General features: G+C 64.2%; 18 protein-coding genes. 9 read left to right on the top strand and 9 right to left on the bottom strand.

Going from position 1 to position 26,959, the window contains the following annotated elements:
• Window positions 1–23: 23 nt before the first annotated feature.
• The 5 genes from NTD88_RS20845 to NTD88_RS20865 all read left to right on the top strand — a co-directional run bounded on the left by NTD88_RS20845 (window position 24) and on the right by NTD88_RS20865 (window position 10,284).
• Window positions 24–1,091, top strand: coding sequence for a phosphotransferase (locus NTD88_RS20845; RefSeq protein ID WP_262154615.1), 1,068 nt, complete (start codon window positions 24–26; stop codon window positions 1,089–1,091).
• Window positions 1,088–2,410 (top strand): aspartate aminotransferase family protein, encoded by a 1,323-nt coding sequence (locus NTD88_RS20850; RefSeq protein WP_095156612.1) that lies wholly within the window; start codon window positions 1,088–1,090, stop codon window positions 2,408–2,410. Before NTD88_RS20845 ends, NTD88_RS20850 begins: the two co-directional genes overlap by 4 nt.
• 186 nt (window positions 2,411–2,596) lie before the next feature.
• The gene (locus NTD88_RS20855; RefSeq protein WP_262154616.1) at window positions 2,597–6,475 is read left to right on the top strand and encodes a hypothetical protein; all 3,879 of its coding nucleotides are present in this window, start codon (window positions 2,597–2,599) and stop codon (window positions 6,473–6,475) included.
• Window positions 6,476–6,493: 18 nt separating this feature from the next.
• The gene (locus NTD88_RS20860; RefSeq protein ID WP_262154617.1) at window positions 6,494–8,185 is read left to right on the top strand and encodes a hypothetical protein; all 1,692 of its coding nucleotides are present in this window, start codon (window positions 6,494–6,496) and stop codon (window positions 8,183–8,185) included.
• Between the two features lie 11 nt (window positions 8,186–8,196).
• Window positions 8,197–10,284 (top strand): pentapeptide repeat-containing protein, encoded by a 2,088-nt coding sequence (locus tag NTD88_RS20865; RefSeq protein ID WP_262154618.1) that lies wholly within the window; start codon window positions 8,197–8,199, stop codon window positions 10,282–10,284.
• Here the strand turns inward: NTD88_RS20865 and NTD88_RS20870 are convergent.
• Window positions 10,271–12,208 carry a sensor histidine kinase gene (locus NTD88_RS20870; protein WP_262154619.1) on the bottom strand — a complete coding sequence of 646 codons (1,938 nt, stop codon included), beginning with the start codon at window positions 12,206–12,208 and terminating at the stop codon, window positions 10,271–10,273. The genes NTD88_RS20865 and NTD88_RS20870 overlap by 14 nt on opposite strands.
• Before the next feature lie 51 nt (window positions 12,209–12,259).
• On the bottom strand, window positions 12,260–12,943 hold the full coding sequence (locus NTD88_RS20875; protein ID WP_095156617.1) for a response regulator transcription factor: 684 nt from the start codon (window positions 12,941–12,943) through the stop codon (window positions 12,260–12,262).
• 148 nt (window positions 12,944–13,091) lie between these two features.
• Here NTD88_RS20875 and NTD88_RS20880 point away from each other — a divergent pair, with 148 nt between their 5' ends.
• Window positions 13,092–13,793, top strand: coding sequence for a pentapeptide repeat-containing protein (locus tag NTD88_RS20880; protein ID WP_262154620.1), 702 nt, complete (start codon window positions 13,092–13,094; stop codon window positions 13,791–13,793).
• Window positions 13,794–14,049: 256 nt separating this feature from the next.
• Here the strand turns inward: NTD88_RS20880 and NTD88_RS20885 are convergent, their stop codons facing one another.
• The gene (locus NTD88_RS20885) at window positions 14,050–15,240 is read right to left on the bottom strand and encodes an FAD-dependent oxidoreductase (RefSeq protein ID WP_262154621.1); all 1,191 of its coding nucleotides are present in this window, start codon (window positions 15,238–15,240) and stop codon (window positions 14,050–14,052) included.
• Between the two features lie 151 nt (window positions 15,241–15,391).
• Between NTD88_RS20885 and NTD88_RS20890 the strand changes: the two genes are divergently transcribed.
• A complete protein-coding gene (locus NTD88_RS20890) occupies window positions 15,392–16,336 on the top strand; it encodes an AraC family transcriptional regulator (RefSeq protein WP_262130821.1) in 945 nt (314 codons plus the stop codon).
• Window positions 16,337–16,471: 135 nt separating this feature from the next.
• Here NTD88_RS20890 and NTD88_RS20895 read toward each other — a convergent pair whose 3' ends face one another.
• Window positions 16,472–17,350, bottom strand: coding sequence for a LysR family transcriptional regulator (locus NTD88_RS20895; protein ID WP_262154622.1), 879 nt, complete (start codon window positions 17,348–17,350; stop codon window positions 16,472–16,474).
• 95 nt (window positions 17,351–17,445) lie between these two features.
• Here NTD88_RS20895 and NTD88_RS20900 point away from each other — a divergent pair, with 95 nt between their 5' ends.
• Together NTD88_RS20900 and NTD88_RS20905 are read left to right on the top strand one after the other, a co-directional pair.
• Window positions 17,446–18,126, top strand: coding sequence for a nitroreductase (locus tag NTD88_RS20900; protein ID WP_262154624.1), 681 nt, complete (start codon window positions 17,446–17,448; stop codon window positions 18,124–18,126).
• 31 nt (window positions 18,127–18,157) lie between these two features.
• Window positions 18,158–19,138, top strand: a complete 981-nt coding sequence (locus NTD88_RS20905; RefSeq protein ID WP_262130824.1) for an NADPH:quinone oxidoreductase family protein — start codon at window positions 18,158–18,160, stop codon at window positions 19,136–19,138.
• Window positions 19,139–19,202: 64 nt separating this feature from the next.
• Here NTD88_RS20905 and NTD88_RS20910 read toward each other — a convergent pair whose 3' ends face one another.
• From NTD88_RS20910 to NTD88_RS20930, 5 genes are all read right to left on the bottom strand, one after another.
• Entirely contained in the window at window positions 19,203–20,276 is a 1,074-nt protein-coding gene (locus NTD88_RS20910) for a CaiB/BaiF CoA transferase family protein (RefSeq protein ID WP_262154625.1), read from the bottom strand.
• A gap of 25 nt (window positions 20,277–20,301) precedes the next feature.
• On the bottom strand, window positions 20,302–21,441 hold the full coding sequence (locus NTD88_RS20915) for an acyl-CoA dehydrogenase family protein (RefSeq protein ID WP_262154626.1): 1,140 nt from the start codon (window positions 21,439–21,441) through the stop codon (window positions 20,302–20,304).
• A 40-nt stretch (window positions 21,442–21,481) separates the two neighbouring features.
• The gene (locus NTD88_RS20920; RefSeq protein WP_262154627.1) at window positions 21,482–22,756 is read right to left on the bottom strand and encodes an OprD family porin; all 1,275 of its coding nucleotides are present in this window, start codon (window positions 22,754–22,756) and stop codon (window positions 21,482–21,484) included.
• Between the two features lie 60 nt (window positions 22,757–22,816).
• Window positions 22,817–24,136 carry an MFS transporter gene (locus NTD88_RS20925; protein ID WP_262154628.1) on the bottom strand — a complete coding sequence of 440 codons (1,320 nt, stop codon included), beginning with the start codon at window positions 24,134–24,136 and terminating at the stop codon, window positions 22,817–22,819.
• 174 nt (window positions 24,137–24,310) lie between these two features.
• A complete protein-coding gene (locus NTD88_RS20930) occupies window positions 24,311–26,911 on the bottom strand; it encodes a LuxR C-terminal-related transcriptional regulator (RefSeq protein WP_262154629.1) in 2,601 nt (866 codons plus the stop codon).
• Window positions 26,912–26,959: the final 48 nt, after the last annotated feature.

Raw genomic sequence — 26,959 nt, forward strand, 5'->3', positions numbered from 1 at the left:
TGAGTCGGATGAGGGTGTGAGTTATGCCGCTTGAGAATTTATCTATTGATGACAGCTTGCTGGAAATCGCTCCTGCTCACGTAAGCGATGCGCAGGCGTGCGAACTACTCGAGCGACATTATGGTTTAAGCGGCAGACTCGAAAAGTTGGGCGGCGAGCGCGACCTGAATTTCCGCGTAATGCTCGACGATGGCTCTTCCCGCCTGTTCAAGCTTTCTCACCCGCTTGAGAATCCCGACGTCGTCGACTTCCATAATCAGGCAATGAGACGGATTGAGCTGTGCGATCCCGAGCTGCCGGTTCAGCGGGTGCAGCGGTCGTTAACCGGCGAGTACGCCAACGCCGTTGAGGTGGATGGCCAGCGCATGCTGGCCCGTCTCCTGTCCTTCGTGGAGGGCATCCCGCTTCACAAGGTAGAGAGCACGACCACGGCGTTCAGAAAGGTGATTGGGCAGTCCCTTGCCCGGCTCGATCTGGCGCTGGGAGGCTTCAATCACCCCGCAGCCGGGCATGCTTTGCTGTGGGATATGCAACATGCCGAGCATCTTCGACCGCTGCTGGTTCACATCGAGGACCAGGAAGGGCGAAGCATCGTTGAACGAAGTCTCGATCAATTTGAGACGCTCGTGTTGCCAAGGCTATCTCGCCTTCGCAAGCAGGTTATTCACAATGACATGAACCCGCACAACATTATTGTCGATGCCGAGAACCCCGATATCCTGCGAAATATCCTGGATTTCGGCGACATGGTTTACGCGCCGCTCGTTAATGAAATCGCCGTCGCTGCTTCTTATCACCTGGGCCAACGAGGTGATGTTCTCGATCCCGCCCTTGATGTGATCGCCTCGTATCATCAGCTTAATCCACTGACCGATGAAGAGTTGACGCTACTTCCCGAACTGCTGAGCACGCGTCTGGCGTTGGCGCTCTGCATCAATTCGTGGCGTGCTCAATTGCACCCAGATAACCGTGCGTACATTCACCGCAACTCTCAGCGTGCATGGGCGAATATAAAAGCGATGTCGGCGCTCTCTCGATCAGAAATTGAAGATCGAATTTCTTTGGCATGTGACCGGACGATTAAAGTATGAGCATGATCAATGGATTTACTTCAGAAGATGCAACCCGACTGTCAGAAACCGAACGGCGCCTTATTGAGCGCAGAGAGCGCTTGCTAGGTCCGGCCTATCGTCTGTTCTACGAGCGCCCGCTGCACACCGTTCGCGGCGAAGGTGTCTGGCTCTTCGATGAACAAGGGCGTCGATACCTCGATGCCTACAATAACGTTGCCTCCATCGGTCACTGCCACCCGCAGGTAGTGGAGGCCATGTACCGCCAGTCCCTGCAACTCAACACCCATACCCGTTACCTGCAGGAAGGCATTCTCGATTATGCCGAGCAACTGCTGGGGACCTTCTCCGATGATCTGGATCGGGTCATGTTCACCTGCACGGGCAGCGAAGCGAATGACCTCGCACTTCGCATCGCCAGACAGTTCACCGGCGGTACCGGCGTCATCATCACCCAGTTTGCCTATCACGGTGTGACGGGGGATATCGCGGAACTCTCGCCATCGCTTGGACCTTGCATCGTGTTGCCCGAGCATGTGCGCACAGTACGTGCGCCAGATGCATACCGTCTGGGTGCAGAAAATGTTGCCTCGATATTCGCCGCAGATGTGCGAGCAGCGATCGATGACATGAAAAAACACGGCATCCGACCGGCCGCAATCATGCTTGATGGCATCTTCTCCAGCGACGGCGTTCTGACAGGGCCCGAGGGCTTTCTTGCCGAGGGCATTGCATTGGCCCAAGCCGAAGGCATGCTGTACATCGCCGACGAAGTACAGCCTGGATTTGCTCGTACCGGCCTGAATATGTGGGGCTTCACTCGACATGATGTGCGGCCTGATATCGTCACGCTTGGCAAACCAATGGGTAATGGTCAGCCCATTGCCGGTATCGTCGGGCGATCCGAAGTGGTTGATCACTTCGGCAAGAACATGCGGTATTTCAATACATTCGGAGGTAACCCGGTATCGTGTGCCGCCGGCAAGGCGGTATTGGATGTCATCCAGCAGGATCAGTTGCAGCAGCGCTCGCATGACATCGGCAAGTACTTGCTGGAGAGGCTGACCAGGCTTTCGGCGCGGCACGAGATTATCGGCGATGTCAGAGGAGCCGGACTCTTTATCGGTATAGAGCTTGTCACCGACCGCAGCAACAAAAGACCGGCAGCCGAGCAGGCTCGGCGGGTTGTGAACCACATGCGCGAAAACGGCGTGCTGATCAGCGCAGCCGGGCCGCTTGAAAACGTCCTCAAGGTTCGACCGCTTTTGACGTTTACGACGGAGCATGCGGACATACTCATCGAGGCGGTCGACTCGGCAATGCAGTGCGCTGCTCGTTGAGGCAACCTGTCAGATGTGCCGACACGGCCAGTGTCGGCGCGCCCATAACCTCCCAGCATCGCCCCGCAATCGCCATTGCCGAAAGGCGCTCAGATTCGCTCAGAAACCCAATGCTGACAAAAAGCCATCGCGCTGCCTATTTTGGCGCCGCACGGGGCACTGCCCCCCTTTATCAAGGAGATGGCAATGAAGCACCTGCATTTCGATCTGCGGCATGTCGAGCGCACGGAAACCCTGGAGGTTCGTGTTGGCAGCGCGCGCTATCCACTCAGTCTCCATAGCGAGCAGAGTCTCGAATCCGCCGGGGTGACCCACGGGGCGCTGTCGCTGTTGCCGAGCGAGCACCAGCAGCGCTTCAGCCACTTCGCGGTAGTCGACAAGGCCCATTTCAGCGACGCCGATTCGCGTTACCTGCAGGTGGTCATTCCCGAGCGCGAGGGCGTGCATTTGCCCCAAGTGGTGGCGATGTGCGTGATCATCCCCGAGGATCATCTGCGGGTGTTCTGGCAAGAGCGTCTGGAGCGCTATCAGCACCCCCTGGAGCAGGTGCGGGCGTTTCATCGGCATACCGTTGCGCGCAAGCCCAAGGTTCATTGCGCGCGCCTGGCCCACCTGGGGCTGCGTTCGCTGCCAGACGGGCAATCGGCGCGCCTGGACGCCCTGGTCCAGGCCCAGACCCTGGTCACGCCGCTGGATACCGCGGCCGCCCTGGTGTCGTATCACCCAGGCCTGGCCAGTATTCAGCCCAGCACCAGCGTGATCGTGCTCAACGACCATATTCTGCCCAGCCCGGAGGTCGATCCGGAGCAGTACAACCGCATGCAGTTGCTGGCGGCGCAGATTGGCCGCCTCGGCCAGGACTGGTCGCCGATCGAGGCGTGCCGGGATGCCGACGGCAATGCGCTGGTGGCCGAGTACGATCTCCCCGGTCAGATCGAGGCCGGTCAAGCGCTGTATACCTATGGCGTGCACGACGACCTCGAAGGCCATCTGGGGGCCAGCGTGGCAGGGGCCAACCGCTCGGCGGCTGACGACCTGCGGCTGATGAACAAGACCTGGACAGCGAGCAGCGGCACGACCTTCGCCGACAGAGAGCGCACGGCCGATGACGCTGAAGCGAGCGGGGCCGGAGAGGCCCGCTACAAATGGACGGTCAACGAGCGCACGGTGCATCACGGCATCCTGGTCGACGCGGGGTCGATCGATATCGACCACGACAGCCTGTTGTCGATCGATGTCAGCAACAGCTACCTGCGCACCCTGATCGCCGGCTATCAGTTGCTCGACGCCAGCGGCCAGCCCTTGGGCGGCAAGGTGCGCCTGCATTCGGTATCGGCAACCAACTCGATCCTGGGCATTCCCTACGCGACGCAGCCGAGCACGCTGGACATTCCCATGGGCAGCGCCTCCGCCGTGCGCCTGTATTTCGCCAGCCTCGGGGTCAGTGACTGGGACGACGACTTCAGCACCAGTGGTGCCTTGCTGACCGGGCTCTGGCAATACGGCGTGCCGACCGTGCTGCTGGCCTGCGGCAGTTACATTACCGGCCATAAGGAATTCAACCGGATCGTCAACGACCGACAGCTCACCGCGGCCGCCATTGCCATCGGCCTGCCCATGCTCGGCGGCGGCGTTGCTACGGCCTCCGCTGTATTCAGTACCCGCACGGTCATGGACAAGTGCGCCAATATCATCGTCGGCCTGATCCTGAAAAAAGGTATGGAAGCCCTCGGCAAGTGGCTGGCCACACGCTGCGCGACCGGCACCCTGGGCTCGTTCCTGGGGCCGGTGGGCTGGGTGTTCCGTACCGCCGCGACGCTGATGAGCATCGAGCAAATGGCCGTGACCACGGGCGAAGTGCTGTCATCGCCGTCCTGCGTCAAGGTCACGGTGTCGCGGGCGATCGACGTGACGCTGAGCCTGAATCCGGACCCGGCCCATGGCGAGGCCGGCAATCCGCGCACCGCAGTGTGGCCGGCAGTGGCCAGCAATTACGTCGCCTATCTCGAATACCAGGGCGGCACCAATCACCGGCTGACCGGCAGCATGCCGAAGATCACCAGCGGCACTCCCGTGACGCTGCGCTTCGACGATGTGCCGGCGGGCGGCCAGTTCCGCGTGCTGTTCGGCCTGTACAGCGACAATGGCTGGCTGGCCGGCTCCTGGCAGAGCGACTGGATGACCGCGCAGGCCAACCACGGCACCACCCTGGAACTGGGCGCGCACACCATCGTCGAGCAACTGGTCCCGCTGAGTCCGGATACCCAGTACGTGTTCAAGGAGCGTATCGCTGTCGAACAGGGGCGCTATGTCTGGCAAGCGAGTGCGCCACCACAAGCCACCCATGCATCACTGGCCTGTGGTAATGGCGGCACGCTGTGCGAGCTGGTGGACATCAGCCTGAACACCAGCGCCTACCAGATCGGCTACGCCTGGCGTGCCTCGGGCCAGCATTTGCCGACGGATTCGGCCACTGCACCCAAGTCCGATGGGCAGCAGTACGTGTTGCAGAACCTGTCGGTACTGGCTGACCCGCAGTCACGCCTGATCGTTTCTGATATCGGCCTGAGCAACCGGCCCGGTCTCGCCTGGTCGCAGGCGAACAACCAGCATGAGTGGATCGAGCAGGACAATTTCATCCTCGACCCGCGCGGCAGCGCCATGCACTTGCGCAAGGCCACCCTGGGCAGCGACGCACCGACCTTCGGCTTGGGGGCGCCGGGCCTGCAAAGCTGGGGACAGTTTCCGCTGAACACCCTCGACGCCCTGGCCATCCACCCTGACGGTATCGTCCTGGCCGCGTCGTGGAAGGACAGCAAGCTGATGTTCCTGCCGTTGCCCGCGCAAGGTTCGCCCGACAGTGAGGCACCGATGGCGATGATGGTGGCCGGGGAGGGAATCCGTCAGGGGCTGCTGCGCGGACCAAAAGCCATTTCGGTGATGCCGGACGGGAGGATTCTGGTGCTGGAGAGCGAGAACCAGCGGGTCCAGGCGTTCGACACCAAGGGCAATGCGGTACCGGGTTTCACCCCGTTCCAGCCATTGCTGTCGATCGACAGCGAAGCCATTGCCGCAGCGCTCAACGACGGTGTCGTGCCGGAGGCCTTCATCCAGGCCCTGATCGATCAGGAGCAAGGCTATCTGTTTGCCCTTTCGACCAGTTTCGTCAAGCAACTGGACGGGGCGTCGTTCGCGGCCGAGGACGATCCGTTGCTCAAGGCCTTGAGCCTGCAGGGTGTGGTTCTTGCCTACGATCCGCAAGAGATGGGCGATCCGGTGTCCAGCGCGCAGATCCGCGTGGTCGAGCCGGGCCATGAATGGACCCTCGACGACCCGCGCGGATCGAGCTGGCAAGTGCGGCTGCGCCATGGGGTGCTGGCGGTGTACCAGCGTCCGTGCCGGGCGCGGGTCGAGGTCATCGCGCCGGGCAGCGAATGGCACATTCTCGATGGCAGCACCGGCCAGGCCTGGAGACTCCGGCCGTCCACGGCGCAACCCCGGCAGTCTTTGGTGTACTGGTCGCTGTCCTGCTTCCCGCTGCGAGGCGCTCGCGGCCTGAAGGTGACTTACCTGGACATGGCGGTCGAGGCGCGCGGCTACATCTACGTGTTGTCGTACACCGGTGATGGCAGCAAGGCCAGTGATTACCTGCTGGATATCCATGCCCCGGACGGCAGCTTCCTGTCCCGCTCGCCCGACCCGTCGCTGTCCCGTACGCCGCATAACGTGGTTGCCGGGAAGCTGGCCGTGGATCTCTGGCGCAATGTCTACGGGCTGATGTTCGAGACCTTGAAATCACCGTCCGGCACCACCCAGCCCGGCATCGGCCACTGGATGCCAACGCCGCCGCTGTTCTCCATGCCGGTCAGCCTGCAACCGCGACTCAACGAGCACAACATCGGCGAAGTGAAGGTCCAGTTCGACAAACACGGGATCGGCCTGACGCCCAATGCCTTTATCGACGTCATCGACCCGAATGGCGCCTGGAGTGTCAAGGACGTCACGGCGACGCACCACATCTATCGCGTTGCCGACAGCATTCTTGTCTATGCGGTCCAGGCCTGAGTTCACAGAGGATTCATCATGCAGACACTGACCATCGCCATCGGCCAGGCCGGTATCGATTTCTTTTGCCGGCAATTCCTGTCCCCCCGATTGCAGGACCTGATCCGTTCGATGCCGGTCCCGGACCGGCTGATCGACGTCGGCAGTTTTCACGGTTCCGGTTCGGGAATGGGTACCGACTACTCCAATGTCAAAGTGGCGCTGAGCGCGGGCCACCTGCAGGGCTTCAGCCCGGTGTATCGCTCGGTCACCCAGCTGGCTTCCGGCAACCCGACGGGCAGCGAATTCAACCTCGAGTTCGCCGCTTCCGCATTCACCGCGCAGTACCAGTGGCACGAAACCGGAAAGTCCAAGGAGTGCATTCAGAACATGTCGGGGACGGTGTCGTGCCAGTCCCGCAACATCGACCGCACCTATGACTACGCGCCGGGCTTTTCCGGATTGCAGGTCCAGGTGATCGCAGCCTTCCAGTTCGACACCACGAGCCAGACCTATAACGTGGTCGAGCGCCGCTCCGTGGCGACGCCGGGAGAGGTCAGCGCGAATATTCCGTCGAGCAGCGTGGTGCGCAACGAGATTCAGGGCTGCAGCACCACCGAAGTCAGCGCCAGCACCCGCGAAGCGGTGTCCCAACTCGATTTCTCGGCCCTGATCAACCAGATCATGCCGGCGTCGCTGCGCAGCATTCCGTCCAGCGGCAATCTGGGCCACGACATTCTGTTCGAATTCGGCCTCGGCGAATCCGGCCTGGGCTTCGACACGACGGCGGGGCGCAACGGTTTCAAGATCGGCGTCACCGGACGGGTGCGCTACAAGGGCGAGGCTTATCCGGTGCCCGCACCCGCGCCGTTGGGCCTGCCGCCGATTCCGGAGGCGAGTGACCCGAATTATCTGCAGACCTACGTGTCGAGCTACAGCATCAATGGCCTGCAATGGGCCTGTTTCAAGGCTGGGCTTCTGCACACCACCGCGACCACGGGCAATATCCCCAATCCCGATGCCTTGCGCTGCGCCACCTATGCCTCGGCCGTCGAGGCGCTGAGCGAGTACGACGACACCGACATGTACGCCGAAATCGTCTCGGCAGAGGCACCCACGACAGCGTTCCAGAGCGTCTGGGAAATGACCGATGCGGTGCTGGTGCGCGTCGCGACCATCCCGGGCATCACCGCGGTCATGCCCGCCGTGTCGAAGTTGCGCGGCCACTCCTACCTTGAACAGGCGGAGCTGGAAAAAGCGCTGGCCGCAAGGCAAGTGAGCCCGGCGTTGATCGCCGAGGTGGTCAACTGTGCCCGTCAAAGCGGCATGGTCATGCGCCAGAAACTGCACTTCACGGTGTTCCTCGATACCGGTGCGGCGACACTGCCCAAGATCGAGTTCTCGGTCAGCCGCACCGATTTTCTCACCAACCTGCGCCTGGGCCTCGCCCCGGCTTCGACGGCGCAGATCCTGAAGTTCGATTACCAGAAGAACAGCTCGACAACGACGTTCCTCAGCAGCACCGTCCCGGACTTTGCCGACGAAGTCGGCAGCCAGTTCGGCAGCATCCTCTGGACGGTGGTGGAGAGCCAATACGATGACTGCCTGCGCAGGATGGGAGCGGAAGGCGTGCCGTTGCCGATGATGCAGATGTTCCATTTCGTCTTCGAGGAGGCAGAGGTCAGCATTCAGCAGGACTTCGTCTCGATCAAGGCCAAGGTGCATTTGTGAGGGCGGGGACGTTGGGCGAGTTTCTGGGCAAGTTCACCTTCCACGCGGGGGCGACCTGCCTGGCAACCCTTGGGCTTCAGGATGGCGAGCAGGAGTATCGCTGGTTCCCGGCGATGGTCGCGCGCGGCGACATTGCGCAGCCCGGGCTTGCCAGTGTTTATCGCTCGGCCGACGGCAGCTTTCGCTTGCGTCTCGACGATCGCTGGATAGGTTTCGCGCCCGTGGCGGGTTGCCTGACCTTGAACAGTGAGGTGGCGGACGCCGCAACCCTGCGCCTGGTCGGCGAGCCGTTGGGGCAGGGCTGGGAAGTGCAGGTCGGGGAGGTCTGGAAACCCGTAGTTTTCTACCCGCAAACGGCACAGGCGATCCTCACCACCAACCGTGGCAAGAGCGCCGTGTCGGGCTTCGAGCCGGTTATCGTCACGCCATCGCTGGCCGCGTTGGTGGCCAGCGGACAGGGCCGTGGCGTGGATCTCACCGACGTGGTGCTGGATGGCGCAAGCGTGGTGGGCGTGGACTTCACCGGCGCGCGCTTTACCGGTGCCAGCCTGCAGGGCGCGGACCTGTCCAATTGCCTGCTGGGCGAGGCCGATCTGCGCGACACCCGGCTCAACGGGGTGTTTTTCGACGGCGCATTGCTGGATCACGCGAACCTGTCCGGCGCGACCCTTGGCGCACCTGGCTGGGGTGCGCCACGCAGTGCCCGGGGGATCGACCTGAGTTTTTGCCAAGCCCGGGGTGCGATCCTCGGCAGCCCGTCGGCCCGCCTCGACTGCACCCACGCCAACTTCAGCGCCGGCGATTTCAGCCACGCCGACCTGAGCGGCCTGCAACTCACCGGGGCGCTGCTGACCGATGCTCGCCTGGAGAGCTGTTGGCTGGAGGGCGCGGTGCTGGACGGCGCCGACCTGCGCAATGTCTTCGCGTTGCGGGCGAGCCTGCGCAAGTGCTCGCTGAAGAACATCCTGGGCAGCAATGCCAACTTCACCGAGGCGGACTTTTCCGCTGCCGACCTGAGCCAGGCGCGGCTGGATGCCAAGTTTCATCAGGCGGGCCCTGCGCCCGGTGGCACTGAGCCGCCCTTGCGTCCGGCAGTCTTGCACCGGGCCACCTGCATCGACACCCGCGCGTCTGGCGCGCACCTCGCCGGTGCCGACCTGCGTGGCGTGCAATGGTGTGGCGCCGGGGCAACCCTCGATCACGCCGATCTGGAAGGGGCAGTGCTGGCCGGCAGCCTGCTGGTGTCACTGGATCTGTCCCAGGCGTTTCTGAGCGGTGCCGATCTGAGCGACAGCGTGCTGGTGGATGCACGGATCGCCGGTTGTAGCGTTCGCGCCGATGGCTCTGCGCGCGCGCTTTCCCTGGCGGGCGCGCAGATCCAGGGCGTTGATTTCAGCGATAGCGTCCTTGACGGTGCGCTGTTGCTCGGCGCCGGTGTTGCGCTGGCGCAGGGGGTGCCGTTGTTCCGCTTGCCGTCAGTGGCGTGGGAATACCTCACGCCCGAAGGCATTGCCGGGTTGGCGCCCTTGTTCGCCCGAGCGGGTTACCCACTGGGGGGCGCCCCCATCCTCGACATGGACCGCCAGTGGCGGCTCGACAATGACCGTGACCCCGACCTGAGCCATCCCCGGGTTTACTCGGTGCGGCGGGTTCGCGGGCAACTGGAGGTGTTTGATGCGTCGGGGGCGCTGGGGCATCTCTTCACCTTGCCGGGGTGGGCGTCCTTCGGCCTGGACGGCGTGCACCCCGATGCCTCGTTGATCACCGGGTTCGAGATGGCCGGCTATGGGCTTTCCGCCAGCGCCAACATCGACCAGGTCGAAGACCCGCGACTGCGCCCGGCGGCGGACGCGGGCATTGTCGGCGCGTTCGGCTATGCCTCGTTTCGCCTTGCCCGCCGCGAACAGGGCGTGCAGGTGTTCGGCATGGCGCCCTTGCTGATGCGTGACTGGCCCGCCTATCCCGCCGGCGTGGCGTTCAAGGCGACCGCCAATCTGGCCGCCGCGATGTCGCCTGACAGCCTTGGTCCGGCGGGCTATCCGCGGCGCGCACTGACCCCCGACAGCCTCGACGCCGAGGAGTTTTTTACCGCGCACTGAGGGCCGGTTGCGGCAGTTCCAGGCAGAAACAGATCGGATGCTGTTGCCCCCTGCTTTCCAGCACCAGGCTACCGCCATGCAGTTCGGCGATACGCTTGACCAGGTACAGGCCCAGCCCGGTCCCCGACAGATGCTGGGCCTGGGTGCCGCGAACGTATTTGTGGAAGAGCAGGGGGGCCTGCTCGGCGGGAATTTCCTCGCCTTCGTTGGTGACCCGGATACGCACGCCGCTCGAGCTGTCCTCGACCTCGAGCAGGATGCTGGCGTCGCTCGGGGCATGGCGGTCGGCGTTGGCCAGCAGGTTGCGCAAGGCCACGCGCAGCAGGCCGAAGTCGCACTCCAGCAGCGTGCGCGCGCTGCGCAGGTCAAGCGCGACACGGCCGGACGGGAAGTCATCGAGGCAGCCTTCGAGCAGCGCGTTCAGGTCATGTCCGGCGCAGCGCGGTTCGCTCGCCCGTTCCGCAACGCGGTCATGCTGAAGATAGTCATCCACCAGTGACAGCAGGCGCCTGGACGCCTGATGGATATTGCGGCAGCGCTGCTCGTTGCGCTCGGGTGCCGTCGCCAGGTTGCGCAGCATCTGCTGGGCCGAGGTGCCGATGATCGCCAGCGGCGTGCGGAATTCATGAGACACCATGGCCACGAAGTCGCGCTGTTCTTCGCGCATCCGCTGTTCCTGCTGCAGCGCCTGACGCAGCTCGCGGGTGCGGCTGTCGATTTCCTTTTCCAGCCTGGCGTTCTGGCTGCGGATCAGGGCATTCACCGCCTCTTCGGCGTGGCGGGTCTGCGCCTTCAGCCAGCGGTAATGGCGGATGATCCGCAGGCTCATCAGCAGCATGTGCAGGAGCGCGCCGATGGCCACGGCGTTGTCGGTGAAAAAGCTCGCCGGCAGCAGGCCGAGGTTGCGCAGGAAGCTGATGCCGATCCCCAGGTAGTAGATGCCGAACAGCAGCAGGAAGTAGCGGGCTGGACGATGGCCCTTGTACATCAGCCAGAGCGCCAGGCCGATGAACAGCACGATGCTGGCCAGCACGGTGACCTGATGCAGGGGCGCGCCGATTTGGTAATGCCCGGCGAGTACCGCGAGCGCCGAGGCCGTGCCGATAATCAGGCTGGCGGCGATCAGACCGCGTTGCAGTCGCGGATAACCGGGCGCCTGCAATTGGCGCAGGGTGAAAATCACCCCTATCGGCAGGCTCAGGCCGAGGGCGCAACCCAGCAGGGTGTCGCTGAACGCCATCGGCAGGGCGAGCAACTGCTGGGGCAGGCCGAGGGTCAGCAGCTCGATCAGCACGGCAATGCTGACATAGGCCAGGTACCAGCCGCTCTCCGGCGCCTGGGTCATGCGCCAGAACACGCTATGGAACAGGATCAGCACCAGACAGATGCCGAAGTACAGGCCGTAGCCCAGGTATTCCATGGATAGGTCCCGGGCGAACCGCTCGCCGGAGACAAGGCGCAGGCTGACCGACAGGGCGTTCTTGCTTTCCAGGCGCAGCAGCAGGACCTGCGGTTGCCCAGGGTCAAGGTTCAGGGCGAACACCGGCGAGCGATAATCCACGGCCCAGTGCTGGCGGCCCATGGCTTCGCCGCTGCGAATCGGCTGGGACGTGTTGCGAACATCGAACAGGGTGGCCTGGTCGAGCAGGGCATTGCTCAGCATCAGCATCCACTGGCGCGGCGCTGACGGGCCGGTCTGCACCTGCAGGCGCAACCAGACCGCGCCGGGCACGAAGCCCGCGCTCAGGGAGCCGGGCAGTGGTTGCCAGGCGTTCGAGGTCAGTGCGGCGTTGGCATCCATCTGCGCCGCAGGGTCATCCAGGCGTTCGACCACCAGGCGTGCGTCGGCGGGCAACAGCGTGGCTGCCGGGGCATGCAAGGCGACAAGAAGCAGGCAGAACAGCCAAAGCAGCGATCGACACATGGGACCGTCATCAGCAGGGAAGGGGGCGGGCGCTTGCTTGCAGCGCCGGGCTCAATCGTTGATCCGGGCCGCCGCGTAGAAGCAGTAGCCGTTGTTGCGCAAGGTTTTCAGCGGCAGTTCCAGGCCAGTCGCCTCCTGCACATTGCGGCGCAGGCGACGAATCTGGGTGTCCAGGCGCCGCTGATCATAGCTGAACCAATCCTCGCCCAGTGCCTCGACAATCTGGCGCCGGCAGACATCGGCGCCGGCGCTCGCCATCAAGCGCTGCAGCACCAGGCTGTCCTGATGCGACAGGCGCGTGACCGCTCGGTTGGGCGCCCGCAGTTCCCGCGCGCGGCTGTCCAGGTGCCAGGCGGCAGGCAGGGGTGGCAGGTCCAGGCGGCGGGCCAGGGCCTGCAGCACGGCGGCGAGTTCTTCCAGGTCGCAGCCCTTGGCGAGGTAATGGTCGGCCCCCAGGCGAAACCCTTCGACCTTCTGCACGGTGGTACTGCGGGCGGTGAAGGCGACGATGCCGAGCGGATTGCCTTGCTCGCGCAGGGCCTGGATCAGCTCCAGGCCGTCGCCATCCGGCAAATTCAGATCGAGCACCGCCAGGCGGTGGCGACCCGGCTCGAAAGCCAGGGCGAAACCGGCCAGGTCGTGGACAAGGGTCACGTCGTAGCCGCAGTCACCGAGGAACTCGTGGAGTTCTCCGGCCATTACGGGCTCGTCTTCAAGGAGGATCAAATCGGGCATTTCGGGGCGGTACCAGCGGTTCCGGGCAGGCGCCGAGTCTAGTGTGGTCACTGAGAAATAACGACCCTGATTCGCGGCGCTTTTGTCTTGACCTCACCGCGCACGAACCAGAAGATGCCTCCCTTCCAACGGTGCAGCCGGAGCTCGCATGCAGGCCAAAAGTGATTATTTTCGTGTTGACCCCGAGGTGCTCGAGGGCAAGACGCTGACTGACTTGACTGGCATCCAGCCCCTGCCGCTGCAGTGTGTCGGGCTCGACTTGAGTGGTGAGGATCTGGCCAGAGCCAACCTGGAAGGCGCGCTGTTTGAACGGTGTATTTTAACCGGCGCCGATTTCACCGCCGCCAACGTGATGGGGACCCAGTGGGTCAGTTGCCGGGCGGCGGAAGTCAATTTTCGCTCCGCTGTTCTCACCGATGCCAGCTTTGAACGGTGCGACCTGAACAACAGCAAGTGGCAACGCAGCAAGCTGGCCCACGTGCGCTTCGACGGCTGCAAGCTCACCGGCGGCAACTTTGGCGATCTGGCCTCTTCACTGGGCCTGAGCTTCTCTGATTGCCGGTTGAACAGCGCGATGCTCTCGGGGATCTCCTTTTACAAGTCCGAGTTGCACAACATCGACTTCAGTGAAGCCGACCTGACCTACTGCGACTTCCGCAAGGCGGTGTTTGTCGAGGGCGGCAGTCTGTCGATGGCGCGGGTCAATAACGCACGCTTCGATGACGCCGACCTGCGCGAGGCAAGTTTGCAAGGGCTGCGCTTGGTCGACGCCAAATTGTTCAAGGGCGCGATCATTTCGCGAAGCCAGGCCGGGATGTTGCTGGCCGGGTTGGGGTTGACGGTGCTCTGATCGACGGGGGGATGGGATCTTGAGCCGCGGGCCGGCATCACGACGAAGGGTTCCATCTGATCATGTTCGCCCTCGCGCCGATGTATGCGCCGGACGCCATACCGAGCAGCATGATGAACCCATGGGTCAAAAGGGGATGACCACGTTGTTAGCTGTGGTCTGTCCCGTCTGCGGCACTTTTTTGCGGCCCGAAGCGGTCGGTGGCGACCGTTGGAAACCGGGGCGCCACAACTTCATCATTCGCCAGGAGACTGCATCAGTTGAGGTGAAGCTCCTGCATCGCCAGTGACATCTTCTCCGCGTCGGCGAGATAGTCGCGACGGATCATCCGATCGAGAATGCCGGTGTGATCGAAGAGGAAGTCGCGCACCTTGGCCAGGGGGTAGGGCAGCTTGTGGAAGGCATTGCCGAGCTTCCTGGCGAACTCAACATGATGATTGACGTAGTTCACCCGCTGCGCCTCGAAACCATTGAAGCCCTTCGCGACCTGCTGTGCGTCGCTGAGGTCGGCGCCGGTGAGCGCCTTGGCCAGAAAGTAACCGTCCTCGATGGCCATGCCCATGCCGTAGGCGGCGTAGGGCGAGACCGGGTGCACGGCATCCCCCAGGCAGACCACGCGGCCACTGCTCCATTGCTCAAGCGAAGGCCGGTTGTAGATGTCCCACCTGAATATCTGGGTTTCCAGGTTGGTGGCTTGCAGAAACCGCGGTAGCGGGTCAGGGAAGTTGCGCAGGATCTTGCCGATATGACTGGCCACGTCGGCCGGCGCGGGGGCGTTTTCCTCGCAGGGTTCGACGATCCACCATTCGTAGCCAGGCTTGCCGTCGTGCAGCATGGGAAAGAAGCTGGCCTGGTACTTGTGTGAATGGATGATGCGTCCGGTCTGCGCGGGAATGCCGGCGATGGGGTCGCACCAGGCCAGCCAGACCCGCAGCCCGACATGAAAAAGCTCGGGCTCGCCGAAGGCCTGGCGAGAGACGCCGGAGCGGATGCCATCGGCGCCAACGAGAATGTCGGCCTCGATGGTCTCGCCGTCCTTGAAGACCACGGTGACGCTGTCCGCGGTCTGCGTGTAGTGGTCGAAGTCCGCATTGGGCACCAGCATGCCTTCGGGCATCAGCTCCATCATCCTCGCGAACGCATTGGCGCGAAGCATGCCGTAGTGCCAACCCTTGATGCCGAAGGACGCTTCCACCGCCTGATTGAAGGGCAGGCGCGAGCGGAGGTTGTTTTTGTGGTTGCGGAATTCGGTGACAGTGAGGGAGCCGAAGTTGTTCAGGTCGACTCCGTAATGGCGCAGCACGTCCAGTACCGGCACGCTCAGCAGGACGGCGCCTCCCAGAGGCCTGGGTTCCGGCTGCTTTTCGAAGACGCGTACATCGAAGCCTTGCCGGTGCAGGGCCAGCGCGGCGGAGACCCCACCCGGGCCCGCGCCTATCACCGCCACTCGTTTTCCAGCACGCCATGGGAGACTCGGGTCAAAACGCATTCGCTGATACCTCGCTTATTGTTGTGCGGGCATTCTGGAAGGCTTTGCCTGGACAATATATGCGTAACTCGCCGAGTATTCGGATGATTACTCTCAATTACGTACCGCCATGGACCTTCTCAGCCACTTTCTGTCGATGTTGACCGTCGAGTCGACCAGCATTTCAAGTTGGCACTTGTCGGAGCCTTGGGGCGTGGCTGTTCACGACTATCAGCCCGGCTTCTGCTTTATCGTCAACGAGGGGTCATTTGTGGTGCAGACCGCCGCCGGCCAGACCCTGCACCTCGCCCAGGGCGACACCCTGCTGGTGCCGCGCGGCGGCGAGTGCCGCCTGCTTTCGCGGCCGGGTGTCGCCACCACTGACCTGCATGAACTGAACTGGAGCGAGCCGCGTTCGCCCAGGCTGGACCGCAGCACGCAGCCGGGTTCGGCGATTTCAGTGGTTCATGGCGGTGGCGGCGCGCTGTGCCGTCTGCTCGGTCTGGCTTTCAGCATTCACAGCGGGCAGGGAGGCTTCGTGCTGGCGGCTCTGCCGGACTTCATCGTGCTGCGCGACGCCGACAGCAGCATGCTGAGCCTGATGCGTCCGGCCATCGAGGCGCTGCTGGCGGACAACAAGAATGGCTATTACGCGGTAGCCAAGCACATGGCCGAGCTGATCGTGGTCGGACTGCTGCGCAGCTACATTCTCTCCGACAAAGGCTTTTCCCCCGGCTGGCTGAAGGGCCTGCAAGACCCGTATATCTGTAAAGCCATGCTGGCCATCCATGAGGCGCCACAGCGCCAATGGAGCGTGCCGCTGCTGGCGGCGGTCGCCAACTTGTCACGCTCGACCTTCGCCGCGCGATTCTGCCGGGTGATCGGTCAATCGCCCATCGACTACCTCAGTGCCTGGCGCATCACCCTGGCCGCGCAGATGTTGCGCGACGGCAACGCGTCAGTGGCGCAGATAGCCGCCGCCGTGGGTTACCAATCGGACCGCGTGTTTCGCCAGGCCTTCCGTGAGCGCATGGCCATGTCACCGCGTCACTATCGCAACCAGCAAGTTGACTGATGTGGCGTGCGCCCATCGCCGCCAAGCCCGTGCGCCGGCCCGGCGGCCGATGATATCCCTGTGGGAGCCGGCTTGCCGGCGATGAGGCCAGTGAGACGCTGAACCCTCCCAACGCTCCACCGGCGCACAACCATCTCAGCTACACAGCGCATTCAAAAAAACGTTGACCTTCTCCGAATCGTCCCGGTGGCGCAAAGACGCTGCGAACATCTCATAGTCGGCGAACGCCAGTCCGGGCAGGGCCTCGACCAGTTCTCCCGCCTTCAGGTCGGCTTCGATCAGGTAGTTTGGCAGCACCGCCAGTCCCGCCCCGGCCAACGCCAGCGCGCGTAACGATGTGGAGTCGCTGACGCTGATTCGCGGGTTGATTAGCAGGGTGGAGGACTGGCCCTGCCACGTTATCGGGAAGCTGATCCGTGGCGCATACACCCGCTGCGCCAGGCAGCTATGAGCAGCAAGGTCGTTCACGTCCAGCGGTTGACCGTGTTCGCGCAGGTACGCGGGGGATGCGCACAGCGTCAGGGTGAAGGTGTGGATCTTTTGGTAGCGAACGCCGGACTGCTCGGGCGTGCTCATGCGAATCGCCACGTCATATTCGCCGTCGAGCAAATCGACATAGCGGTCCGACAAATCGACCTCGAACCGCAAGCGCGGGTACTCGGCCGACAATCGGGCGATGCGCGGCAGGACGAAGGCCCGGCCGAACGAGGTGGGCAGGGTGACCCGCAACACGCCTTCTGCCACCCGTAGGCCTTTTTGCAGGCGCGCATCGGCGTTTTCCAGGCCGGCCAGTATCTGCCGCAGTTCGCTGGCGTAGCTGATGCCGATGTCGGTCAGGGCAACCTTGCGGGTGGTTCGCAGCAGCAGTTGGTGACCAAGGCGCGACTCCAGGTTGGTGAGGCGCCGGCTGACTGTTGACTGGGCGATACCCAGCTCCCGCGCCGCGGCGCTGAAGCTCTTGCTGTCGACCACGGCGAGGAAGGCTTCCACTTCGGCAAGGGAGGTTATTTTCATCGGTTTTTCGCATAAGTGAAATCGGATGTTTTCTATTCTAATGCGAAAAACGCAAGGATAGGATGAGCCGACCTGTAACGAAAAAGGCGCTCTCCATGTCATCTGTGATGCACGCGGTAATGAATCGGCGCTCCACCCGGGCCTTTCTCGATCGCCCGGTGGCTGAGGCGCTGCTGCGGGAAATCGTCGAAGGCGCTCGCCATTCGCCGTCGAGCGGCAACCTGCAACCATGGAAGCTGTATGTGCTGACGGGCGCGCACCTGCGCCGGCTGAAGGACGAAGTGGCCCAGACCTTGGCGCGGCACCCGCGCGGCGAGGGCATGGGTTACCCGATCTATCCCCAGGACCTCAAACCTCCGTACCAGGCGCGCCGGGCCAAATGTGGCGAAGACCTCTACGCGACCCTGAACGTCGCCCGCGAGGATCGTCAGGGCCGGCAGCAGCAGTTCGCCCGCAACTTTCGTTTTTTCGATGCGCCGGTGGGTCTGTTTCTTGCCGTCGATCGCAGCATGGGCCAAGGGCAGTGGGCGGACCTGGGGATGTTCTTGCAGAGCCTGATGTTGCTGGCCCATGAGCGAGGCCTGGCGACCTGCGCGCAAGCCTGCTGGACGCTGGTTCACCAGACCGTGGAGCGGCAGCTCGAACTGTCCGATGAGCTGATGCTGTTCTGCGGCCTGTCATTGGGCTACGCCGACCCCGAGCATCCGGTCAACAGCTTGCGCACCGACCGCGAGCCGCTCGCCGCAATCGCCGAGTTCCGCGGATTCGGCGCTTGAACCTTGTACGTTCTATTAATCGGAGAGGCTGATGAGACGGGTAGAAACCAACAATCTGGATTCGATCGACCACTACCGGCTGTTGCACGCCGCTGATCCGGTCGCGGCTGTGGGGGAAGTGCTGATTCGCGTTGCGGCGTGCGGCGTGGGCTATGTCGATGCGCTGGAATCCCTTGGCCGTTACCAGGTCAGGCCACCATTGCCCCACGTGCCCGGCCAGGAAATCAGCGGCTGGATTGAAGCTGTGGGGGCGGGCGTAGAAGGGCTGGCCGTGGGCGACCGGGTGATTACCCAGACCCACGGCGGCTTCGCCGAGTTGGCCGTGGCCGCAGCGGAGACGCTGGTAAAGATCCCGGACGGGATGGACTTCATTCAGGCGGCTGGCTTCAAGATCAACTACCTGACGGCCTACCACGGGCTGCACGACCGGGCAGCGCTGCAACCTGGCGAAACCCTGCTGGTCACTGGCGCCGCCGGCGGTGTCGGCAGCGCTGCGGTGCAGATCGGCAAATGCCTGGGCGCCACGGTGATCGGCGTAGCGTCGACGGCGGAAAAACGCGCGTTCGTGCAGGCGCTGGGCGCAGACCATGTGATTGATGCCAGTGCGGAGAGCTTCCGTGAAGTGGTCAAGGAGTTGTGCGGTCAGAAGGGGCCTGATGTGGTCTTCGATCCGGTGTGCGGGCCGCTGTTCGAGCCGGCGTTTCGCTCGATGACCTGGGGTGGCCGGCATCTGGTGGTGGGCTTCGCGGGTGGGCCGATTCCAGCGCTGCGGGCGAATCTGCCGCTGCTCAAGGGCGCGTCACTGGTGGGGGTGGATGTGCGCCAGTTCCAGATTTATGAGGCCGGGAAGGGCGCGGCGCATTTGCGCGAGTTGCTGGGCTGGGTCGCACAAGGACGACTGGCGCCGCCGATCGGTAAGGTGTTCGCGTTCGACGCGTTTGCCCAGGCGCTGGAGTACGCGCTGTCGGGGCAAGGGCTGGGCAAGACGGTGATTCGAGTGTCCGAGGGCTGATCGCTCGGGTTTTCCGACAGGCAAGGGCGTTCATCGCGAACGCCCTTGTTTTACGTAGCGCGACTCAGCCCTCCCAGCGCCGCAGCAGCTCCTCCAGCGATGCACCATAAGCCGGTCGCGGCATATCCGCCGCCGTCCGCGAGAAGCGCGGCGCCGGCGCGGGTTGAGTAACGCCGTCAAGGTTGATGAAGGTTTCCCTGGCACGGTTGTGCGCGTGCTCCGGCGCTTCATCCCAATCCAGCACGGGCGCGAAGCAGGCATCGCTGCCTTCGAGCAGCACGCACCATTCATCCCGCGTGCGGGTCGCGATGATTCCCGCCAGCGCCTGCTTCTGCGAGGGCCAGAGCGCCTGGTTCATCTGCTCGTCGAACAAACTGCCGTCCAGCCCGCAGCGCTCGCGCAAGAGCTGATAGAACTGCGGTTCGATGGCACCCAGGGCGACGAAACGGCCATCGGCGCAGCGATAGGTATCGTAGAAAGGTGCCGCGCCATCGAGCAGGTTGGCGCCGCGCTCGGTGCGCCAGTGTCCGGTCGCCCTGAGCCCGTGGATGAAACTCGACAAAAGTGCGGTGCCGTCGGTCATGGCGGCATCGATGACCTGGCCCGCGCCCGACTGCGCGGCCTCGTGCAGCGCCGCCAGCACACCCACCAGCAACAACATCCCGCCACCGCCAAAATCGCCGATGAAGTTCACCGGGGGCGGCGGCGTTTCGCCCGGACGACCGATCCCGTGCAAGGCGCCGGTGAGGGCGATGTAATTGAGGTCGTGGCCGGCCGTTTGCGCCAGCGGCCCGTACTGGCCCCAGCCGGTCATGCGCCCGTAGATCAGCCGTGGATTGATGGCGTGGCAGTCGGTCGGGCCGAGGCCGTTCTTCTCCATGACCCCGGGCCGGAAGCCCTCGATCAGGATGTCGGCCTTCGCCACCAGGGCCAGGACGGCGGCTTGCCCTGGCTCGCCGCGGATGTCGATTTCCACGGTCGGCCGGTTGCGGCTGAGCACATCGGCCGGGTCCACGCCCGTGCCGGGGCGCACGATACGCACCACGTCCGCGCCGAGATCGGCCAGCACCATGGCGCAGAAGGGAGCGGGTCCGATACCGGACAATTCGACGACTTTGACGCCTTGCAGTGGTCCCATGTCAGTTCCTTGAAAGGGGCGATGCTCAGCCAAGCACGGCGCGAGCGATGATTTCCTTCATGATTTCCGAGCTGCCGGCGAAGATCCGCGACACCCGGGCGTCCTGGAAGCGTTGGCAAATCTCGTATTCCTGCATGTAGCCGGCGCCACCGTGCAGTTGCACGCCGGCATCCATGATCCGGGATTCCAGTTCGCTGGTGATCAGTTTGGCCTTGGCCGCCGACGGCACGCTGAGGGCGTTGTCATTGTGCAGAGTGACGCAATGGTCGATGTACACCTGGGCCATTTCCAGCTCCGCCGCCAGTTCCGCCAGTACGAAGCGGGTGTTCTGGAAGTCGGCGATGGTCTTGCCGAACGCCTTGCGCTCCAGCACGTAATCACGGGTCAGGTCGAAACCGCACTGGGCATTGGCCAGCGAGCCGACGGCGCAGATCAGGCGTTCTTCCACCAGCGAGGTCTTCAGGTAGCTCAGCCCCTGTCCGGCATCGCCCAGCACATTGGCCTTGGGGACGCGCACGTCGTTGAAGAACAGCTCGGCGGTGTCCTGGGCATGCAGGCCCATCTTGGCCAGCTTGCGGCCGCGCTCGAATCCCGGCATGCCGCGCTCCACGAGGAACAGGCCGATCCGGCGCGGGTTGTCCGGGTCGGTCCTGGCCGCGACCAGCACGACGTCGGCGTTGATGCCGTTGGAGATGTAGGTTTTGGCGCCATTGAGCACCCAGTGATCGCCCTGCTCCTGGGCGCGGGTCTTGATGCCGGCGAGGTCGCTGCCGGCATCGGGCTCGGTCATGGCGATCGCCAGGATGCTGTCGCCCGTTGCGCAGGCGGGCAGGTAGCGGGCCTGTTGCGCCGGGCTGCCGAAGTGCTGGAGATAGGGCGCGACCAGGCGGCTGTGCAGGGTGTGATAGAAGCCCACCTCGCCGAAGCGGTTGTCTTCCTCGATCATGATCTGCTGATAGCGGAAGTCCCACAGGCCAAGGCCGCCGTGCTCTTCGTCGGCCCACACCAGCAGGTAGCCGAGGTCGCCCATCTTCCTGAACATTTCCCGCGGGACGATGCCCGCTTCGCGCCAGGCCTGTTTGTGTGGCTGCACTTCTTTTTGCAGGAAAGCCCGATAGCTTTCGCGGAAAATCTCATGTTCTGTGCTGAAGCCGGGACGTTGCATTAAACCTCCTGAGCGGGGCGCGAGAGGCGCCCCGCGCTGTTCACCAGAGTTTCCAGGAATAGACGATGTTGACCCGCAGGTCGTTGTTGTCGCGGAAGGTCGCCGCCTGGGTGAAGTCGTTGCGGTACCAGGCGTGGCGGACCTTGACACCCAGGCCCTGCAACGGCCCGGACTGGATGACGTACGCCACCTGGGCCTGGCTTTCGCGTTCGTAAAGGCCGCGGCCGCCCATGCGCTCCGGCAGTTCGATGTTGTCGCCACGCATGTGCCAGAGCATAGCCGTCAGCCCCGGGATGCCCTGGACCGCGAAGTTGTAGTCCCAGCGCACCTGCCAGGTGCGCTCCTTGGCATTGAGGAAGTCGGTGGCGATCGCCCCTTCGACGGTCGGCGACGGCTCGCTGCGGCCCATGTACGGTTGGGCGGTGTCGCCGAACAGCGCCATGTAGCCGGTGCTGAACGTGTGCCCACCGAGGGCATAGCGGAAGACCACGCCCAGGTTGTCATTGTCGACATTGCCCGCGTTGGCGGAGCCGTCTTCGCCGGACCTCACCCAGCGGAAATCGGTTTTCAGGCTGCCCGGCCCCAGCGGCAGGTCGTGCACCAGCCACAGGTAGTCCTGGCGATAAATGTCGTTCAGCGTGGCGTGGTAGTAGCTCGCGGTGAGGTTGGGCGCGACCTTGTATTTGGCCCCGACATAGCTGAAACCGCTGGAGTCGACATCCAGGAAACGGCCGTTCTGCGCGGTCACGCGGATGTTTTCGTAGTTGCTCGAATCGCGGAACTTGATGCGGTCGAGGTAACCGCCCATGAGCGTCAGGCGGTCGAAATCGTCCGACTGGAACGTCGTGCCCTGGAAGGTCTGCGGCAGCAGGCGGCCGGGGCTGGAAAAGGCGATGGGCAGGGTCAGCACCATCCTGCCGGTATTCAATTTGGACTGGGCGAAGCGCACTTTGGCGACACCGCCGAAGCTGCTGAAGCTGTCCTCGGCGCGGCCCTGGGAGTCGAGTGGCAGCAACTGGGTGCCGGCGCGGCCGGGCGAGGAGTCCAGTTTGAGGCCGGTCATGCTGGTCAGGTCCAGGCCGAAGCCGACCGGGCCCTCGGTGTAGCCGGACTTGAAGTCCAGGGTCACGCCCTGCGCCCATTCCCGCAGTTCGCGTTTCAGCGCGGGGTTCGCGGGGTCTTTGTAGTCGCGGTCGAAGTAATAGTTGTGCAGTAGCACGGAGGCGCTGCTGTCGGTGAGGAAGCTGGTCTGCGCCTGTGCCGCGAAAGACATCGGCAAAGAGCAGGCGAGCAGGGTTGCGGTGCGCAGATTCATGGCGGCTCCGGTTCTTGTTCTTGTAGGGAGTGGTGGCGGCCTCGCGGCCGCGGGTGGGGCTCAGTCCTTCTGCGCGCTCATCATCTGGCCGAAGGGGCGGCGGGCGAAAAGGAAGCCGAGCAGGGCGCCGGGGCCGATGAGCGCCGCCATGGTGGCGAGTGCCGAAGCGATGGCCGTCGGGCCGCTGAACACCCGGTCGGCCAGCACGCCGCTGAGGAACGGGCCGACGGTGTAGCCGAAGAGGTTGATGACCAGCAGGTTGACCGCCACGGTGCGTGCCCGCAGCCGGGAAGGACTGATCATCTGCATGCCCAGGCACGTCATGACCGAGATGCTCGGCAGGAACATCATGCACACCGCGAACGCGGCGACCAGCAGCCAGTAATCGCCCACCAGCAAACCGGCGATGATCGCGGGCACCGGGATGGCCACGGCCACCATCAGAATCAGCGCGATGCCGTCCGCACGCCCGGCCTTCTGCAGCCGGCTCGCCAGCCAGGGCAGGCACAGCGTGCCGAGCACCGAGGTCGGCAGGCCCACCGAGCCGAACACGAAGCTGGCTTGGGCGGCGCTCAGGTCGTGGAGGCGGATCAACAGGGTCGGCGCCCAGGAAATCACCCCCAGGGTCAGGGATGAAATCAGCCCGGTGGCGATGAAGAAGGGGATGAACATGGCCTTGTTGCCGACCAGGAACGGCAGCAGTGCGTCGATGCCTGCGCCTGTCGTGGACGAGGGTGTTTCGACCCGCGCCGGCTCGCGGACGGTCAGGGCGAACACCACCATCATCAGCAGCCCCGGCAGGCTCACGGCGAGCAGGGTGAAGCGCCACGGCTCCATGCCGGGAATCAGTTGTTGGCCGCCGGCGAACTGGTACACGGCGCCGCCAATGATGAACGCGCCGGTCGCCATGATGTTGCCGGTGGCCATGTAGAAACTGGTGGGCAGCGCGCGCTCCTTGCGCTGGAACATGTCGCCGATCAGCGACATCGCCGCCGGGGTCAGCACGGCTTCGCCGATGGCAACGCCGGCGCGACAGACGATCAGGGTGGTGAAGTCGACGGTGAAGGCAGACGCCGCGGTCATCAGCGACCAGAGCAGCACGCCGGCGAGGATCACCCGCGTGCGGTTGCCCTTGTCGATCAGGTAGGCCACCGGAATCCCGGCGATGGAATACAACACGGCGAAGCCCGCGCCCAGCAGCAGGCCCATCTGCGTGTTGGACAGTTCCAGGCTCTGGGTGACCGGCTGGGCGACGGCGGAAAGGATGAAGCGGTCGACCATCGAAATCGCGTAGAAGATGATCAGGCAGCCCACGGCGGTCCAGCGTCCGGGGTGGATCTTGCTTTCGGTGTAGGGGAGGGTGGTGCTTTGCTCGTTCATTGCTCAATCCCGTTAATTATTGTTGTTGGATCTGTCAGATGACCGACGGCGGCCCTGACGACCGGACTGCAATCGCAAGCCTGCTGCACGTGGCGCGGGATAGCGGGTTTCGGGATCAGTCTATGGGGCGGGGGGAGGGGAAAAATCGTCACAAAAGACGATTTTTCCCCAACGCTACGACACCAGTCCCATCTTCCTCGCCACCGCCAGCGCCTGGTTGCGGCTGCCGGTCGAAAGCTTGGCGTTGATGTTGCGCAGGTGGGTGCGCACGGTGCTCAGCGACACGTGCATGCGCCCGGCCAGGTCGAGGTTGGAACAGCCGTCGGTGAGCAGCACCAGGACTTCGATTTCCTTGCGCGTCAGCGGCTCGGGCAATGGCGCGGCGGGGGCGGGCCTGGCCGGCTCGGCGGGCAGCGCCGGACCGAAACCGATCAACAGCGAACGCAGATAATCCAGCAGCAGCGGCGTGCGCGACGTGCGCGTTTCGTATGACTGCTTGAACTCCAGCACCACCTGGCCGAGCGCCGCCCCTTCATCGAGCACCGTGCGCACATAACCTTCGCGCGCGGCGAATGTCAGCGCCTCTTCCAGCGTTTTGTGCGCGGCGAGCAGGTTGTCGCAGCGCTGCAGCGCCAGCACCTGCAACAACTGCAGCACCAGCGCACGATGGCGGCGGCCCGAGGCGTGGGCGGCGTCGAGGTCGACCGCCAGTTGCCTGAGGGCCGCGACCGGATCGCCAAAATGAATGTCCCAGCGCAGCCGCGCCAGACGCAGGTAATGGCTGTCGTGGGCGAGCAGCCGCTGCCGGCATTCCCGCGCCCAGATCACCGGGTCATCGGCGCGGCTTAACTCATCCCGTGCCGCCTCGCCCTCGCCCTGGATCAGCAGGATCTTCGCCCGCTCCAGTTGGGCGGCGGCCACTGCACGGGGCAGGCTGCGGCGGTGGCCTAGGTATTCGAGTTCGGTCAGCGCGTGCAGCGCGGTTTCCAGGTCGTTTTCGGTGAACGCCAGGCGGCATTTGAGCAGGTAGATCAGGATCAGGTGATCGGGAATGCCGACTTCACGGGCCAGCGGCAGGTAGACGTTGATCAGGTGGCGCGTCTGGACGAGGTCGTTGGCTTCGTACACCGTCGCCGTGTGCAGCACGCCGGCCCAGGCGTTGCCGTGGACGTGTCGATGATTGCTGGCCTGAGTGACATCGATGGCCAGGCGGAAACGCGCGGAGGCGTGACGCAGGCGACCATGCAAGAGGTCGATCAGGCCCTCGGTCGTTTCCGAGTACATCCGGTTGAAGTGGCTTTCACCGCCGTGCAGGCGGCGCGCGGCATCGACCATGCGTTGGGCATCGCGGGTGTCGCCGATGATCAGGGTCTGGTGGGCGATGGCATTGAGCAGGGTGGCGCTGGCGAAGGTATGCCTGGCGTCGAGGTTGTTCAGTGCGCGCATGCCGACCGTCACCGCTTCTTCGCAGTGGTCACGCATGCCCAGCAGGGTCGGGTAGAGCGCGGCGCCGTGATTGCGCACGTGCGGGTCCGGGCTGTTGCGCCAGTCGAGCCGCTCCAGTTCCTGCCAGGCCAGGTGCGCGCCCTCGGTCAGGGCCAGGGCCCACAACGACATCACCTGCAACCGCGGTCGGGCGGCCACCAGGTCTTCGGGAATGGCGGTGAACCAGCGGCGCAGCAAGCGCATCCGGCCTTGTTCCAGCAACGACTCGATGTGGTGTTCGAGCAGCAGCAGGGCCTGGTCGTACTGCTGGCCGAGCACGGCGTGATCAATGGCCTGTACCGCCTGGCCCTGGCTGTCGAACCAGCGCGAGGCCGCAAGGTGCAGGCACGCGTTCTCGCCGGGGCTTTCGCGGTCGAGTCGATCACGGAGAAATTCAGCGAACAGGCCATGAAAACGCCAGAGCCCGTGTTTCGTTTCAACCGGTACGGCCAAGCCCTGGGCCTGCAGGTGCTCGATCATTGGCTGTCCGTCGACGCCCGGGTTCAGGGCTTCGCACAGTGCGGGGTTGAAGTACCTCAGCACGCTCATGCGCAGCAGCACCCGGCGCACGCTTGGCGATTGTTCCGCCAGCACCACTTCGCTCAGGTATTGGGCCACGGTGCTGGTGGAGCCGGAGAAGCGGGCGATGAATTCCAGCCGCGACTCGCTGCGCTTGAGCGCAATGGACGCCAGCCACAACGCCGCGGCCCAGCCCTCGGTCTTGCCGTGCAGGTGCTCGACATCGGCGCGGGAGAGGGACGCGGAGCCGAGCTGGCCGGCGAGCAGGGCCTGGCTCTCTTCCCTGTCGAAGCGCAGCTCGCTGGCGCCGATTTCCGTCAGCCGGCCGCTGGCCCTCAGCCGCGCCAGCCCCAGCGCCGGGGTCAGCCGGGTGGTGGCGATCAGGTAGGCGCGATGGGGCAGGTGCAGGGCCAGCTCCTGGAGCAGGGCGAGGACCGAGGGTTCCTGGATGGTTTCCAGTTCATCGATGAAGAGCGCGTACGAGGCCGTGGGCATCGTCATGCAGGTGATGGCGTCGCAGCCGGGCCGGGCGATGCCGAGATGGCGGGTGACCCGGTCAAGGCTGGCGAGCAAGCGGGGCAGGTCGTTGTCTGCCGCGTGAGTGTTGAGCCAGGCCGTGGCGATGCCGGCCTGGTTCAAGTGCGCGCAGGCCTGGGCCATCAGCGTCGATTTGCCGAAGCCGGCCGGTGCGCTCAGCAAGGTGAGCGTGCCGCCCGCGCGGGCGATCAGCGGCAGCAGTCGAACCCGTTCGATCTGCTGCGACAGTGGCACAGGTCCTGTGAATCTCGCGTCAGGGGATCCAGGCACGTTGAGCATGTT

This window comes from Pseudomonas sp. 20P_3.2_Bac5, assembly GCF_025466035.1.
GTDB lineage: Bacteria > Pseudomonadota > Gammaproteobacteria > Pseudomonadales > Pseudomonadaceae > Aquipseudomonas.

Excerpts from the sequence above, each read along its gene's own strand:
- NTD88_RS20880 (WP_262154620.1), top strand. The coding sequence starts at position 13,092 with ATGCAGGCCAAAAGTGATTATTTTCGTGTTGACCCCGAGGTGCTCGAG.
- NTD88_RS20870 (WP_262154619.1), bottom strand. The coding sequence starts at position 12,208 with ATGTGTCGATCGCTGCTTTGGCTGTTCTGCCTGCTTCTTGTCGCCTTG.
- NTD88_RS20850 (WP_095156612.1), top strand. The coding sequence starts at position 1,088 with ATGAGCATGATCAATGGATTTACTTCAGAAGATGCAACCCGACTGTCA.
- NTD88_RS20860 (WP_262154617.1), top strand. The coding sequence starts at position 6,494 with ATGCAGACACTGACCATCGCCATCGGCCAGGCCGGTATCGATTTCTTT.
- NTD88_RS20915 (WP_262154626.1), bottom strand. The coding sequence starts at position 21,441 with ATGCAACGTCCCGGCTTCAGCACAGAACATGAGATTTTCCGCGAAAGC.
- NTD88_RS20910 (WP_262154625.1), bottom strand. The coding sequence starts at position 20,276 with ATGGGACCACTGCAAGGCGTCAAAGTCGTCGAATTGTCCGGTATCGGA.
- NTD88_RS20845 (WP_262154615.1), top strand. The coding sequence starts at position 24 with ATGCCGCTTGAGAATTTATCTATTGATGACAGCTTGCTGGAAATCGCT.
- NTD88_RS20875 (WP_095156617.1), bottom strand. The coding sequence starts at position 12,943 with ATGCCCGATTTGATCCTCCTTGAAGACGAGCCCGTAATGGCCGGAGAA.
- NTD88_RS20920 (WP_262154627.1), bottom strand. The coding sequence starts at position 22,756 with ATGAATCTGCGCACCGCAACCCTGCTCGCCTGCTCTTTGCCGATGTCT.
- NTD88_RS20925 (WP_262154628.1), bottom strand. The coding sequence starts at position 24,136 with ATGAACGAGCAAAGCACCACCCTCCCCTACACCGAAAGCAAGATCCAC.
- NTD88_RS20895 (WP_262154622.1), bottom strand. The coding sequence starts at position 17,350 with ATGAAAATAACCTCCCTTGCCGAAGTGGAAGCCTTCCTCGCCGTGGTC.
- NTD88_RS20900 (WP_262154624.1), top strand. The coding sequence starts at position 17,446 with ATGTCATCTGTGATGCACGCGGTAATGAATCGGCGCTCCACCCGGGCC.
- NTD88_RS20890 (WP_262130821.1), top strand. The coding sequence starts at position 15,392 with ATGGACCTTCTCAGCCACTTTCTGTCGATGTTGACCGTCGAGTCGACC.
- NTD88_RS20905 (WP_262130824.1), top strand. The coding sequence starts at position 18,158 with ATGAGACGGGTAGAAACCAACAATCTGGATTCGATCGACCACTACCGG.
- NTD88_RS20855 (WP_262154616.1), top strand. The coding sequence starts at position 2,597 with ATGAAGCACCTGCATTTCGATCTGCGGCATGTCGAGCGCACGGAAACC.